The sequence below is a fragment of the Vibrio sp. 10N.261.51.C6 genome (genome assembly GCF_041471785.1).
In the GTDB taxonomy this organism is placed as follows: Bacteria; Pseudomonadota; Gammaproteobacteria; order Enterobacterales; family Vibrionaceae; genus Vibrio; species Vibrio crassostreae_C.
Genome location: NZ_JBFRPB010000029.1, coordinates 23,547 through 38,703 on the forward strand (window position 1 = coordinate 23,547; position 15,157 = coordinate 38,703).

Here is a 15,157-nt window from a genome sequence, read left to right on the forward strand (position 1 = left end):
AGTAATTAGGCTCATGTCATTGGAGTGCACTCAACGATAGATTGGGATATTCCAGAACATAGCCACGGAATAGGTGTAAAACTTCGATATGTGGATCCCTTCGAAACTGACTCGTCCCGGCCGCTTACATAATGCAATCCTACGACCTAGGGTTCTCGATCTGCTTCACAATGCAGATTGCTATAAGCTTGTGTTGTTCCGCTCTCCAGCGGGCTACGGCAAAACCACCATGGCTGCACAATGGTTGGTAGATAAACCTAATGTGGGTTGGTACAGCATTGATGATAGCGACAATGATGCCTTCCGCTTTATCAACTACCTACTTCAATCACTTAATAAAGCGACTCAAAATGCCTGTCCGAATGCCCAAAAACTGGCAGAAAAGCGACAGTTTTCATCGCTGCATTCTTTATTAAGTGAAGTATTTGCCGAGATGTCGGAATTCCATCACGAGTGCTTTCTGGTGTTGGATGACTATCACTTGGTCAACAATGACGACATCCACGAAGCCATGCGCTTCTTCCTCAAACACATGCCCGATAACCTAACGTTGGTTGTCACCAGTCGTGGTACGCCACCACTTGGTACAGCAAACCTGCGCGTTCGTGACTTAATGATCGAATTAGGTAATGACTCGTTGGCGTTTGATACCGAAGAAACCACACGCTTTTTCAACCAACGCGTAGCCGACGGCATTGATGACACCACGGCAGATAGCATTTGTAGTTATGTAGAAGGTTGGCCTTCTGCACTACAACTTATCGCGCTACAAGCACAACACCAAAAACGCACTCTTGCACAGTCCGCAGAGTCATTCTCTCACTTTAACCATGCCCACCTTTGGGATTACTTGGTTGAAGAAGTATTCGATCTACTGGATAAAGAAACCCGACAGTTCTTAATGCAGTGTTCAGTACTTGATCATTTCAATGACGAATTAGTCTGCGCGCTTACACAGCGTGAAGACGCACTGGGTATGATCGAATCACTCAACCGATTTGGCTTATTCATCTACCCGCTTGAAGGCGAGAAAAACTGGTACCGATTCCATAACTTGTTTGGTGAATTCCTCGCACATGAGCGCCAAGCTCGAATTCCTCAGCAAGAAGCAGAACTGCATCGAAGTGCTGCAAAAGCGTGGATCAAGCAAAACACACCACACCAAGCACTACGTCACGCACAGCGCGCTGAAGATCCAGAACTGATCATTCAAATCCTGACTGAGCACGGTTGGCCGATGTTCAACCAAGGTGAGCTTTCGTCATTAGAAATGGCGATCAAACAGCTAACCACAGATCAACTATACAGTGAGCCAAAGCTTTCGATGTTGCGTGCTTGGCTTGCACAAAGTCAGCACCGTTATGACCAAGTGGGTACTTTGTTGGAAGAGGCTGAGACTCAATATCAAGCTCGAAACATTGAACTCGATACTCAGCAGCAAGGCCAATACAACGCCTTACGCGCACAAGTTGCCATCAACAGCAATGAGCCTGAGAAAGCATTGGAATTGGCTGAGCTTTCGTTGAGTCAGTTGAACACCACCGTTTATCGTAGCCGCATTGTCGCAACCTCGGTTGTGGGCGAAGTGAATCACGTAATGGGTAACCTAAGCCGTGCGCTACCGATGATGCAACAAACAGAAAAACTGGCACGTCAGTATCAGGTTTACCATCAGGCCCTGTGGGCGATTCTGCAACAAAGCGAAATCTTGATTGCTCAAGGTTATGTTCAAGCTGCATTTGAGCTACAAGACAGTGCATTCAAATTGATTGAAGAACATCAGCTGCAATACGTACCTCTGCACGAATTCTTGCTGCGTGTTCGCGCTCAGATCTTCTGGTGTTGGAACCGACTAGATGAAGCGGAAGAGTGTTGCTACAAAGGCTTAGATATCCTTGGTCACCACTCTCCGAGTAAACACCTGCACAGCTATTCTATGTTGGCTCGTATTTCATTGAGCCGTGGTGAGATTGATAAAGCGTCGAAATTTATCGACCAGATTCAGCACCTATTGCGTCAATCGACTTACCACGTAGATTGGACGGCAAATGCTTCTCTTTCTTTGATTCTGTTCTGGCAAGTAAAAGGCGATAAAGAAGCTATCCGTGATTGGCTGAGTGTGGCTGTTCGACCTGAATCGGCAAGTAACCACTTCTGCCAACTTCAGTGGCGAAACATCGTTCGTGCTCACATCATCCTTGAGCAGTATGAAGACGCAGAAGAAGCGCTGACTTTCCTTAAGAGTGAAGCCCAGCGTTCGCACCTGATTACAGACACCAACCGCAACTTGATCGTTGAAGCCGTGTTACGTACACAAATTAACGATGAAGACAGCGCACGAATACTACTCGAAGAAGCGCTTCATATGACTAACCAAACCGGTATGGTCGGTAACTTCTTGGTAGACGGTGGGACTATCGGGCATATCTTGGATAAGTTGAGCAACAAGCCAGGCTTAGGTGATTTAGAACGTCACCGCGCACAACAAATCATGAAAGATATTTCCGCGACCCAACGCAGCCGCTCGGTTCACTTCGATGAAGACTTTGTTGAGAACTTGGTTAATCACCCGAACATTCCTGAGCTTGTGCGTACTAGCCCACTCACCCAGCGTGAATGGCAAGTACTTGGTCTGATCTACTCAGGATTCAGTAATGAGCAGATCGCTCAAGAACTCGATGTAGCGGGTACCACAATCAAGACTCACATCCGTAACCTTTACCAAAAGCTCAACATTGCTAACCGTAAAGAAGCAATCAGCACAGCGGAGAACTTGCTGCAGTTGATGGGGTACTAAAACGGATTCGAGATTCGAGATTCGAGATTGATTCGAGAAAACATAAGCTAGTCACCGATGGTGGCTGGCTTTTTTTTCATCTGAAGTTTAGAACCTAAAAATGTAGGAATGGGAAAAGTAAAAAGACGATCACCAAACGACAGGCAAAAAAATAGCCAACCGCAATAATCGCGATTGGCTCTATATATTTGTGAACAAATCATAAGTTCACTAACAACGTCAGTTGGCTAGGTGACCCTCGGCTTAAGAAGGGTCAATGTATATAATGCAGTTAGCGTGCCAACTTTTATTCGACGTTTTATAAGCCCTGCACCGCATAAAAACCATGAATTTGTCATGCGAATTGCAAAGTGCATTTGCATATTGCAACCAAGATGCAATATCGATAAGGGATCAGTTTCATCTCTGCTCTTAATGACAAATCACTAAGTGGTTGTTATCTAAATGTTAGGCAAATATTCACTTCAACTTATTGCCTTACAATTAATAGAGTAATAAAAGCCCTTCCCCAAAAGCATATTCATACTTTTTTTACACTAAAGTTTGTATACTGCACAAAATCATCCTCAACTCTATGAAGCAATGAACTACTTAAGTACTTTTTTCAAAGGCATGGCAATGGGCGCAGCAGACGTTGTACCTGGCGTGTCGGGCGGAACCATCGCATTCATCACTGGTATCTACGATACGCTGCTAGAAAGCATTCGCAGAATTAACCCTAGCGTACTTGGCTTATGGAAACTCGAAGGCTTCAAAGCCGCGTTTAATCACATCAATGGTTTCTTCCTAATTTCACTGTTCGCGGGCGTATTCACGAGCATTGCGACATTCGCAAAATTGATTTCTTGGTTATTAGTCACCCACCCTGTTCCACTGTGGTCTTTCTTCTTCGGCCTGATCTTGGTCTCGGTTTTCCATATTCTTAAGCAAGTAGAGAAACGCGATATGATTCGCTTCGTGTTTTTGCTGCTTGGCGTTGCTTTCGCTTATAGCATTACCGTGCTTAAACCGCTGCAAATGGAACCAACCAGCATCAACGTATTGATTGCGGGTGCGATTGCTATCTGCGCGATGATTTTACCCGGTATTTCAGGCAGCTTTATTCTGCTCCTGATTGGCATGTATGGCCCCGTGCTTGGCGCCGTTAAATCATTTCAAGTCGATGTACTTGCGCTATTCCTTGCGGGCTGTGTGATCGGACTGCTGACTTTCTCACATGTACTGTCTTGGCTATTGCGTTCATTCCGCGACTTCACATTGGTATTCTTAACCGGTTTGATGATCGGTACGCTGCCTAAGATCTGGCCTTGGAAAGAGACCATCAGCTGGCGCACAAACTCAAAAGGTGAACAAGTTCCTCTGATTCAAGAAAACCTATCACCGTTTGATTTTGAAGCGGTAACCTCTCAGCCTTCTCAGTTGGTCATGGCGATTGTGATGATGTTTGCTGCGATTGCATTGGTTTTAGGCCTGGAGAAGTTTGCAGAGCGTAATGCTGACTAATCATTCAGCCAGCTTCTGGAAAGCGTTTAGAACGGATAATGCTTAGAAATACTAAGCTCACATATTTATTAAACAGACAAAAGCGAAGCCAATGGCTTCGCTTTTTTAGTTCTACCATACGCACAAAATTGCTTTTTGATACAAGCACGTATTGAGGGGTGTGATAACATCGCCGCTCTTATAAAATTAGATGAGAACACGACATGCACTCTGCATTAAAGGTTGCTGCTGTTGGGATCGCTCTCGTGGCAGGCTTTTATGGGCCGCAAGCAATTCAGCAGTTTAAATCAGCGATGGAGCACTCAACTGCCGACGTCAACTTGGATGATTACTGCATGCTTTCAACCACATCGTGTGAGCAGGAATCCATTTCAATGTCGCTTGACCGAGAAACCGCGCAACCTCTTCTACCCACAAAGATAAAGGTAGTTTGGGAAGGTGCTGCATCTGAGACACTGATGTTATCGCTCACAGGTTTAGAAATGGAAATGGGATCAGCGCGTTTTCAATTAAAGAGCATTGGCAACAATACCTATGAAGGTGATGTGATTTTACCTGTATGTACTTTAGATAAAATGACATGGATCGGTGAACTCACTGATGGTGTCGATACTGTAAACCCTGCAATAAGGATGGCAAGATGAGTAGAAATTGGTCGTTAGCATTGGTTGTCGCTTTTGTACTTGGCTTTGGTGTCAAAAGCTATCTTGATGGGCAAAACGAAGTTCAAGAACAACACGCTGCAAAACAAGAGTTCTCCGCAACGACTCTTTTCGGCAAAGACAACCAACCAACGGAAATCTTTGACCAAACCGATGACAGAATTCGTATCGTTTACTTCGGTTTCACACGTTGCCCGGATGTATGCCCCACTTCTTTGGCTATGTTGGCCGGAGCACTAAACCAAGTCTCTGATGAAGCAAAAGCCAAGATTCGCCCGATGTTTGTCTCTCTCGACCCTGAGCGTGATGCAGCAGAAGCCTCATACGAATACGCACAATACTTCCACCCAATGATTGAAGGATTAAGTGGTCCTTTGGATGTGACAACCATGCTTGCACACAACTACGGTGTTATTTTCAGAAAGACCAAGCTAGAAGGTTCAGAGTTGGAATACACCCTAGACCACAGCTCATATTTTTATTTTTTAAAGCCCGACGGTACCTTGATTACCAAAGTACCGCACACGTTGACGCCAGCACCAATTGTTGAGGCTATCAACAAGCTGACGCAGTAAAACGTAAAAACAAAGAACTTAACTAATAAAGTTCGAACAAAAAGTCAGGTCCCAGACCAAAAACATAAAAATTAAGGACAACAACATGAAGTTAAAAGCACTTGCTCTAGCAGGCTTATTGCTCACCCCTTTTGCTCAGGCTAGTAGCGATATTATGGTTCATGACGCGTACGCTCGTGCAACCCCGCCTTCAGCAGTGAACAGCGCGGTGTTCACGACTCTGATGAACCACAGCGATAAAGATCGCGCTATTGTTTCTGCAACAACACCTGCAGCAGGTAAAGTAGAACTTCATGATGTAATCATGGATGGCGATGTTATGAAAATGCGCCAAGTTCAAGAGATCACCATCCCTGCAAACGGTGAAGCGGTACTTAAACCTGGTAGCCTACACATCATGTTGTTCGACCTAAAAAGTAGCCTAAAAGAAGGTGAGCAAATCGAGATGACTCTGACCTTTGCCAATGGTGAAACACAGACCTTCGACGCACCAGTGAAGAAAGTGATGAGCGGCATGAAAAAGATGAACCACGACCATCATTAATCGTATTCACAATTGATAAAATAATTTAAGCCACGATGACTTCTCGCCATCGTGGCTTTTTGTTAAACTGAGCGCGCTTTTTATTCAAAGCCTGAACACATTAATAAACCAAGGAGAATAGAAGATGATTGTAATGAAAACACTAAAACTGGCAGTAAAAGTAACGCGTTAATTTGTTTGGTTAATCAAACTTTAATCTCGAACTACCAACATTAAGCCATCAGCTGGCTACCGCACACTTTTACCCGGTTTACTGTTGATCGTAAGTGATCAATATCTGCATGCCTGTAAAGCATGACTCAAATCCGGGGTCCTATCGATTTTGAATTCGACCCAAGCTCAAACATTTTTGACGTCTCGACGCTTTTTGAACTGACCAACGCTTTTCGATCTCATCGACAACCTGAGATCTTACAAGACGTTAATGCTCTCATAAGACTTTAATGCACTGATAAGACTTTAATGCTCTCACAAGAAAAGAAAGCTCGCACGTCTGGGTAAATAGACATGAATTCACAAACTGCATTTTCTCATCCAATGTCACTTCAACAACTTGGATGGCAACCTGTATTTCAACAACAACTGACACTCGAAGACTACGACCATTCAGTGATCGCCCGTATCACCGCGCACCATCGCAGTGGCTACACATTTGCGTCTGAACAAGGCGAAATCACTCTACCTATTCATCACAACCAACCTGCAATGACGGTTGGCGATTGGGTAATATTGAACTCTGAACTGCAATTCGATCGCTTACTAGAACGCCAATCGCTCTTTAGCCGAAAAGCTGCAGGCAGTCGTGTGGCTGAACAATATATTTCAGCCAATATCGACACAGTGTTTATCGTGGTTTCATTGAACAACGACTTTAATCTGAGTCGCATTGAACGCTACCTGGCACTCGCAAATGAAGCACAAGTTGAAGCGGTTATCGTCCTGACTAAGAAAGACTTGTGTGACGACTACGAAGGCAAAGTACAACAGGTACAAAGCTTAGACCCGATGCTCATGATCGAAGCGGTCAATAGCCTAGATCAAGGCTCAACCCAAGTACTGTCACCTTGGTGTAAAACCGGCAAAACCGTCGCGCTAATGGGGTCTTCTGGTGTGGGTAAGTCGACTTTGGTTAACTCATTGCTAGGTGAAGCATCGCAGGCAACTGGTGGTATTCGTGAAGACGACAGTAAAGGTCGTCATACAACCACATCACGATCACTCCACTTGCTCGCATCAGGTGGCTTGCTTCTCGACACTCCAGGAATGCGAGAGCTCCAACTTGCAGACTGCGCTGAAGGCGTGAGTGAAACTTTTTCAGACGTCGAAGAGTTAGCAATGCACTGCCGCTTCTCTGATTGTCATCATGAATCAGAGCCAGGATGCAAGATAAGGGCTGCCATTGAGAGTGGTGAACTGTCTGAAAGACGATTTACTAATTATCAAAAGCTACTGAGAGAACAAGCAAGAAACGGCGCTTCTCTTGCAGAGCAACGCGCTAACAATAAGCAGCTTTCCAAAATGTACCGAAACGTACAGTCAGAAAGCCGCAATATTAAGAAAGGCTCAGCTTAAGCAGTTGGATATTGACGGTAATCTGAGTTAATCGCTCAACGCTGATCTGAAACACCGAGCCCCACGTGTCAATCGCGTGGGGCTTTATCTACAAATTCCCCTCCTAATCAACAAGGGATATTAAGATATCGTCTGCTTCCGAAAGTAAAAATTCACCATTTATAATAGTTGGAATTTTTCTTAGCGAGTTAATCATCACGTTAATGTTTCTCTTTATCCAGTTCAATATAATTCCCCCTTGAACAATAAAGTTAAAATACGATTAATCGCGTCACTTTTACTACCAGATTGACTGAATATAACGAACATAAAGTATCGAATACCGGACAAGTATAATCACCTTCAGAAGAAAATTTCATTTCAAACCACCTTCCAAGGAGATAGAAAATGCTTCGTCTAACCACCATATTATTAACGCTTCCTCTAGCTGCCTGCTCTACAATAAATACTGACTTCGAAAAGCAAACCGATTTCTCAATGTATAAAACCTATGATTTCAGCTCGCCCGGGACTGCGAAAGAAGAGAAGAACAAAATACCGATTAGTATCGACTCAATCAGGATTGAAAGTGCGATCATTAAAGAAATGAGCCGCACAGGGGTTTCATTTGTAGAGGACGGAGGCGACCTATACGTCCGCTACCAACTTCAGCAAGCATCTGAACTTGTGTCTTCCGGCTCGTCATTTGGTATTGGCTATGGTTGGAACAATTTCCGTGGGGGAATGTCCACTCCACAAAATTATCACCAACAGACGTACGGACAATTGGTTGTAGAACTGATCGATGATAAAACCAACATCGTTGTATGGACCGCGAATTCAAGCCGGAAATTGACTCGCTCAATGAGTTCTAAGGAACGTGAAGAGCTGATTTACGAGGAGATCGCTGAAATGTTTCAACAGTACCCTTCGCACAAATGATTGAAAACTTCTAGGTGATAACTTCTTCAAATATCGGCCATTGAATATGCAGATAGAGGAAGCCTAGGCATTAGAGGAAGAAGGCACCAAAGCCACTAATGCAATAGATCAAAGCTGCATCATATTGTTATATACCCTCAACCTTAAAGCTAACGCTGTAACTCACGTCCGAGTGACGAGTTTCACTCCAATCACGTTAGGAGCTCCATTTTCGTCTATATATAGCGAGACGTTTAAGGGGATGCCTAACGTACTCAAATGCTCTTTATGTACCAGACTCGACTCTAAAACAGGATCGTGAAACATAATTGTCAGCGAGGGCAAAAGCGGCTATTCAGCTTGATTAGCAAACCTAGAATATTCAAACGCGATAGCATTTAACAACTGAGGTAAGTCTTTAATATTTTGTTTATTAATTTCGATATAATCATCAACGAAGTGGTCTTTTTCTTCGGCTGCCTTATTAATAGAACAACCTAATAATAGAATACAACTTAGCGCTAAAAGGGTTAGCTTCTGCATTTACAATGCCTTGATTAGTTTTAGGTAAGGGATGAGGATAGAAGTGGTAAAAAGCTCGAAAGGCGCTCAATAAATCGACATTCACTTTTATTGAGCATGAACCTTCTCGTAGTTCCATTTCAATCATATTTACTCAATCATTTAACTGTTATTGCGTCTTATCAATCCAATATTTCACCATTAGCGAAAACTCTTGGTACCTATCTTGATAACAAAAATGACCACTGTCTTTGAATACTGTTAACTCAGCATTCGACATGCGTTTAGCTAAACGTTCTCCATTATCGACGTAAAGAATTGCATCGTTTTCTCCCCAAAATATCTGAGTGGGTAACTCTATTTTATCGAGCAATGGATCAACCGTTGCTAGACTTTTTGGGTAATCTTTAAACCATTGCATGACGGCAGGAATTCGATTGCGATAAGAAGCAATATAGTCGGAAATCTCTTCTTGATTGGGGCGATAGTTCGTATAGCAAACCTTGATACAGCCTTGAACTAAAGAGCCAGCCCCTGTCACTTTAAAAACAGTGCGCCAAAACGATGAGTCGACCATTTTTCGGATGGCGCTTGCATTTGACGAAGGATTAATTGCTGGGCCATCGCCTATCAATAAACTTTTGACATCATTGTCATATGTGCCCACATAGTAAACGATCGCGGGCATACCAACGTCAGGCCCCAATAAATGTGGTTCTTGAATATCCAAATGATTTAAGAATTCTTTTAAAAAGTCGCCTTGAGCCTTGAAAGACATGTATTCAATCCCGCCCGCACTGCCGCCGAACCCAGGCATATCGTAAGCATATAGGTTGTAGTGTTCAGCCAACCCTGTCCAAATAGGGGCATACGCAAGAATGCTTTGAGGAAAAGGGGAAAGCATCACAAGAGTCGGTTTACCAATCGCTTCAGAATGTGCGTATCGAATATCGACACCATTTATCTTGGTTCGCTTTATTGGCATGGATGGTGTCGTTTCAAATGTTGGGAACATTGGATAGTCGTTTTTTCTTCGCAACTGCTCCAAGCTTTTATATTCAGAAGTCAATAACATCAGTGCCGATGCGTTAATACGATCAAACACGCTAATTTTTTCTATCTTAGGAGTATGTGTCATTAATTAATCTCTATTTAATTCTCTGAAGTTAAAAGACGCTGAAACCATGATTAAAAATTTCCATCCAATTTATTTCTGGTTCTCAAAAATAGTATTGGGGTTTACTCAACTCAGTATTTGCAGCTATCAATAATTGTAGTTAACACCATTATTACTAATATTATCGCCACTACTTTACCGATATATTTGATGTTAACTAACATCGTTGGGGCCTGTTAAAACTCGTTAAATTACGTCATTTATGCTATGTTTATGACTTAATTCACAGAGGTTTGGATGGTTCAATGACTATCAACACAACTTACTTTATAAGGGTAAATAGCCTGATGAATTTGTATTACAACGTATGTAATCAATATTATTCAGATCCAATCTCCCCACAGACAATTCCCCAATCCGCGTTTAATCACACAATGAACCTGTTGCCCATTTCTGAGGTATTTCAGCTTTATGAAGAACTCGAATGCTATACAAAAAATCCAAACTTTATGCTCGAGGCTGTGCGCCATTTCCGGGTCGAAGACTTGGGCGGATTAGGCCAATGGATGTTCTCTGGTCATGACTTAATGTCGACGATAAGAAAGGTAAATTACGGCATGGGGTGTATTCAATCCGGTGCTTTTTGGGTTGCTGCACCTGCGGGGTCTATCATCAAGTGGACTTACAACAATCAGTATGATGCAGAACACTTAGACGTTCATGACAGTATTAGAGTCGCTGTTTTGATGTCAAAAATATTGAAAAAATACCTTGGGGCAGACTTTGCTCCGATGCGCGTACTACTTTCAGGAGAGCGTGCGGATGAGAAACTATATCAAGATTATTTTGGCTGTGATGTCGCGTGGAATCATCATCAAACAGAGATCTGGTTTCATTCCAGCTTACGCTTGGCAAACCTGGCTGATAATCAAGATACCAAGCAAACCTTTTCGCTGAATTTTGAGGATTTGGACCGATGTTTAGACATGCCCGATCCTAGCGATGACACTAAGTTAGTTTATGAAGCCATCAACTACTCATGTCATTTTGGTTTACCGACACTCGAAAGAGTATCTAACCTGTTGGGTCTATCAATTCAACAGTTTCAACGTAGATTCCATAAATATGGCCACAACTTTACCGAAATGTGTGGTTTTGTCTTAAGCAACAAAGCGGTCAAAATGCTAAGCCAATCAATACCAGTCGAAGAAGTTGCAAGCAGTTTAGGGTATAACCATCTCGATAGCTTTACGCATATGTTTAAGAAGCATCGAGGCATGACACCCAAGCAATATCTCAAATCATTGGAATAAAATAAAACATCCGCAGAGTGTCTCCACTTTGCGGATGTGAAAATTAACATAGCTGATTTAGTTCTCTTTTATCGTCATCTCAACAACACGATTACGAGATCTACCGTCGGTGTTGCGTTGCTATAAGATAGAGTAACGCTCAACTAGGCCACAGATTCTGAGTCCAACTCTATGTTAGAAAGAGTAGAAGTAGTAGAGCTGCGACTTCATACGTAAAATGATTCCACGTATTACATCAAGAAACGCCATAAGCTCTGTTGGCTTTTCTCCGCTAATCCAAGCTAAACCAACCGAGCCGACTGGTACGCTATAGCCTTCAGGTTCAAAGACTTTCAACCTAACAAAGTGATGTTTGTTTTGTAGGTTCTTGCCTGTCGTAGAGCGAACATTCTGGTCAAAGCCAAGCAAGTTACTTTGCGCTTCGCCGGTTGCTTCAATAATACCTTCAACCTCTGCCGTGAATACTTTCCCTGGATAAACTGGCGTTGTAAATTCAGCCAATTGACCCGGTTTAACATTTCTAATAGCTTGATGATTCACTCTCATCAATACGTATTTCTCGTTGGTGTACATCTGCAATCGTGGAACTCTAGAAACAAGCTGACCTTCACGAAGAATAAAGTTAGTCACAAAGCCATCAGCGGGTGCATAAATCTTGGTGCTATCAAGATCCCATTTTGCTTTATTCACCTTCTGAATTGTTTCGTTAAAGTCTGACTGACGGGATTCAACCGAGAGTTCCGCTTTGGTTATTTGTAGCTTGGCTTTCTCTACATCAGATTTCTTTTTGCTCAGCTGTGACTCAAGCTTGGCCACAGTGTACACAGCAGAATCGGCGACCGTTTGCTGGTTATCAATCATGCTTTCAGTGATCGTATTACGCACGACTCGGTTTTGTTCAAGATAACGCTTCAACGTTCTTTTCTGTAAGTCTCTATTTGACTGAGCAGCTGAAAGCTCACTTTGTGTCATTTCAAAATCATGTAACGCTGCCTGATAGCTGGATTCAGCGATTTTTACTTCTTCAGCCGCAGTGCTAACCGCTACGTTTGCCGAGTCGCGCGAAATCTTCGCTTGTTCATAAGCAATTTGATAAGGCTCGTTTTCAATCTCATAGATTAACTGCCCTTTCTCAATGCGTTGGTTAGGGGTGATATAAATCTGGTCGACCTTACCCGAGACATTGGTTGAGGTTGGGCGAAGCTGAATGTGAGGAGACTGCACCACAGAGCCTCCCGACAAATCCATTGGTGTATAGTTAATTAATCCTACCCACACAAATAACAACCAACCACTGCCTCCTAGATAAGCGAATGCTTTCGTCCCTGTGTTCCAAGGCATGCCAACAAGTCTTAATAAATAGATGAACAAACACCAAACCGCTAAACCTTCTAACATTTAGACATCCTCTGATTGATTAACTTGAGCCGGAGAATTCCATAAATCACGCAGTCGGATAATGGCTTTTTCAAAATCTACAAAAGCAATGATAATGGCGAGCACCCACACCCAGTGCCAAATGAAGCCAATCCAAGTGAGCGCGGTAATCAACCCTATCTGATGGTGGTCAGTCTTATGAGCCTTTTGAATAGGGATCTCGTGAAGCTTCCAAAAACCGAACAGGCCAGCCGCTATGGTGCTGATCAGCACGATAGCGGCTGCTATATGTAAAACGGTATCTGCAGAGGTCTCTACATAAGGGATACTGATTAAACTCATTGCTCATACTCTTGTAAATTAAGACCAACACAGGATATATGCCACCCACTTACAACAGAAATTTTAGATAAATTACGTCATATAAAATAACATGTTGATATAAATTACCAGATAAGGTGTGCGGTATATCAAAGTAGCAAGGTATTAAGTTCAGTAGCCTGACGCTATTAAGGAGAGCTGATGAAATTCACAGCTAACGCTGCTTAAGTAGGTGGGAATGCCGATAGAAAGATTAGATGAAGACAAAACATGGCAAGTCATGCACCAACGTAGATTAAGCAAAGCAGGTGATGTCTATGATGTCTGTTGAAGTGGCTTTTTTACCTATACAAGTTTAGGCAGCTATTTCCGAACACAATGTTTTTATCAGTAATGGTTTACACACCATAAATACTAGAACATTAAGCCAATGGAACATTATTCAGCAGACTTATACCTCAACAAAAGCACAAAAATTTAACATTTAGCTCCAAAAGCACCACATGGCGCAAACAATCACCCTAAAAGTAAACTATTCCTAGACACCCTCTTAGATCCCGCTAATATGACCGCCCATTCCACTAGTGTATAGTTGGATTTGGTACAACTTTATAAAAAAATACATCACTATAATAAATTAACAATTGCAGGTATTTTATGCAAAATCACAACATGCTCGCCCGCATCGCTCGTGGAAATCTCGTTCTACAGATCCTTGCTGGTATTGTTTTCGGTGTCGTTCTCGCCATGGTTTCTCCTTCAGCAGCTCAAGATGCAGGCCTATTAGGTAGTCTGTTTGTTGGTGCTCTGAAAGCTGTTGCCCCAATTTTAGTATTCATTCTTGTTGCAGCTTCTATCGCAAACCAAAAGAAAGGTCAGCATACTCATATGCGTCCAATCATTGTGCTTTACCTGATTGGTACGTTCTCTGCAGCACTAACTGCTGTAGTACTGAGCTTCATGTTCCCAACCACTTTGACACTGGTTGCTGGCGCTGAAGGTGCTAACCCTCCTCAAGGTATTGCAGAAGTTCTTCATACGCTTCTATTCAAGCTTGTAGATAACCCAGTTAGCGCACTAATGAACGCTAACTACATCGGTATTCTTGCTTGGGCTATCGGTCTTGGTCTTGCACTGCACCACGCATCTGCAACAACCAAAGCGGTTTTCGAAGACCTTAGCCACAGTGTTTCACACATTGTTCGCTTCATTATTCGTCTTGCGCCATTCGGTATCTTCGGCCTTGTTTCGACTACATTCGCAACAACGGGCTTCGATGCACTAGCAAGCTACGGTCAACTACTAGCGGTTCTACTAAGCTCAATGCTGATCATTGCTCTTGTCGTTAACCCACTGCTTGTCTTTGTAAAGACAAAACAGAACCCATACCCACTTGTACTGCAATGTATTCGTGAATCTGGTGTAACGGCATTCTTCACTCGTTCAAGCGCTGCAAACATCCCAGTGAACATGAACCTTTGTAAGAAGCTAGAGCTAGATGAAGATACTTACTCTGTATCAATCCCTCTAGGCGCAACCATCAACATGGCAGGTGCTGCAATCACCATTACTGTGTTAACGCTTGCAGCTGTACACACAATGGGTATTGAGATTGATATCTTCACTGCGATTCTACTAAGCCTTGTTGCTGCAATTTCAGCATGTGGCGCATCAGGCGTTGCCGGTGGTTCACTGCTACTGATTCCTCTAGCTTGTGGCCTATTCGGTATCTCAAACGATGTAGCGATGCAGGTTGTAGCGGTTGGTTTCATCATTGGTGTGATTCAAGATTCTGCTGAAACAGCGCTTAACAGCTCAACTGACGTAGTGTTCACTGCGGCTGTATGTAAAGCTGAGCAAAACAAAGCTTAACAGCTCTTGGTATTAGGCTTTAGCTCTAAGCTCTAAGCTCTAAGCTCTAAAAGCAAATAGCACAATCGAGTAGGAGGAGGCC

At 43.0% G+C, this 15,157-nt stretch carries 13 protein-coding genes; 9 read left to right on the forward strand and 4 right to left on the reverse strand.

Going from position 1 to position 15,157, the window contains the following annotated elements:
* The first annotated feature begins 88 nt into the window (after positions 1 to 88).
* The 7 genes from malT (at position 89) to AB4375_RS07795 (ending at position 8,574) form a co-directional block, all read left to right on the forward strand.
* Positions 89 to 2,797 carry an HTH-type transcriptional regulator MalT gene (gene malT, locus AB4375_RS07765; RefSeq protein WP_017061867.1) on the forward strand — a complete coding sequence of 903 codons (2,709 nt, stop codon included), beginning with the start codon at positions 89 to 91 and terminating at the stop codon, positions 2,795 to 2,797.
* 582 nt (positions 2,798 to 3,379) lie between these two features.
* Complete coding sequence (locus AB4375_RS07770; RefSeq protein ID WP_017068934.1) at positions 3,380 to 4,300, forward strand: DUF368 domain-containing protein; 921 nt, start codon at positions 3,380 to 3,382, stop codon at positions 4,298 to 4,300.
* A gap of 203 nt (positions 4,301 to 4,503) precedes the next feature.
* Positions 4,504 to 4,944 (forward strand): hypothetical protein, encoded by a 441-nt coding sequence (locus AB4375_RS07775; protein ID WP_065676451.1) that lies wholly within the window; start codon positions 4,504 to 4,506, stop codon positions 4,942 to 4,944.
* Positions 4,941 to 5,537 (forward strand): SCO family protein, encoded by a 597-nt coding sequence (locus AB4375_RS07780; protein WP_372051295.1) that lies wholly within the window; start codon positions 4,941 to 4,943, stop codon positions 5,535 to 5,537. The genes AB4375_RS07775 and AB4375_RS07780 overlap by 4 nt, the downstream gene beginning before the upstream one ends.
* A gap of 85 nt (positions 5,538 to 5,622) precedes the next feature.
* Entirely contained in the window at positions 5,623 to 6,081 is a 459-nt protein-coding gene (locus tag AB4375_RS07785; protein WP_017068936.1) for a copper chaperone PCu(A)C, read from the forward strand.
* A 507-nt stretch (positions 6,082 to 6,588) separates the two neighbouring features.
* Positions 6,589 to 7,653, forward strand: coding sequence for a ribosome small subunit-dependent GTPase A (gene rsgA / locus AB4375_RS07790; protein ID WP_136979032.1), 1,065 nt, complete (start codon positions 6,589 to 6,591; stop codon positions 7,651 to 7,653).
* 387 nt (positions 7,654 to 8,040) lie between these two features.
* The gene (locus AB4375_RS07795; RefSeq protein WP_136979034.1) at positions 8,041 to 8,574 is read left to right on the forward strand and encodes a DUF4136 domain-containing protein; all 534 of its coding nucleotides are present in this window, start codon (positions 8,041 to 8,043) and stop codon (positions 8,572 to 8,574) included.
* A gap of 330 nt (positions 8,575 to 8,904) precedes the next feature.
* Here AB4375_RS07795 and AB4375_RS07800 read toward each other — a convergent pair whose 3' ends face one another.
* Together AB4375_RS07800 and AB4375_RS07805 are read right to left on the reverse strand one after the other, a co-directional pair.
* A complete protein-coding gene (locus AB4375_RS07800) occupies positions 8,905 to 9,096 on the reverse strand; it encodes a hypothetical protein (protein ID WP_017072403.1) in 192 nt (63 codons plus the stop codon).
* A 148-nt stretch (positions 9,097 to 9,244) separates the two neighbouring features.
* Positions 9,245 to 10,213: an alpha/beta fold hydrolase gene (locus tag AB4375_RS07805; protein ID WP_136979036.1), complete on the reverse strand. Its 969-nt coding sequence runs from the start codon at positions 10,211 to 10,213 to the stop codon at positions 9,245 to 9,247.
* Between the two features lie 284 nt (positions 10,214 to 10,497).
* On the opposite strand from AB4375_RS07805, the gene AB4375_RS07810 reads away from it, so the two are divergent.
* A complete protein-coding gene (locus AB4375_RS07810) occupies positions 10,498 to 11,505 on the forward strand; it encodes an AraC family transcriptional regulator (RefSeq protein ID WP_017072401.1) in 1,008 nt (335 codons plus the stop codon).
* Positions 11,506 to 11,679: 174 nt separating this feature from the next.
* Here the strand turns inward: AB4375_RS07810 and AB4375_RS07815 are convergent, their stop codons facing one another.
* Both AB4375_RS07815 and AB4375_RS07820 read right to left on the reverse strand, forming a co-directional pair.
* Entirely contained in the window at positions 11,680 to 12,903 is a 1,224-nt protein-coding gene (locus AB4375_RS07815) for an HlyD family secretion protein (protein WP_017081815.1), read from the reverse strand.
* Positions 12,904 to 13,224, reverse strand: a complete 321-nt coding sequence (locus tag AB4375_RS07820) for a hypothetical protein (RefSeq protein ID WP_017072398.1) — start codon at positions 13,222 to 13,224, stop codon at positions 12,904 to 12,906.
* Positions 13,225 to 13,860: 636 nt separating this feature from the next.
* On the opposite strand from AB4375_RS07820, the gene sstT reads away from it, so the two are divergent.
* Positions 13,861 to 15,075 carry a serine/threonine transporter SstT gene (gene sstT, locus AB4375_RS07825; RefSeq protein ID WP_004732110.1) on the forward strand — a complete coding sequence of 405 codons (1,215 nt, stop codon included), beginning with the start codon at positions 13,861 to 13,863 and terminating at the stop codon, positions 15,073 to 15,075.
* Positions 15,076 to 15,157: the final 82 nt, after the last annotated feature.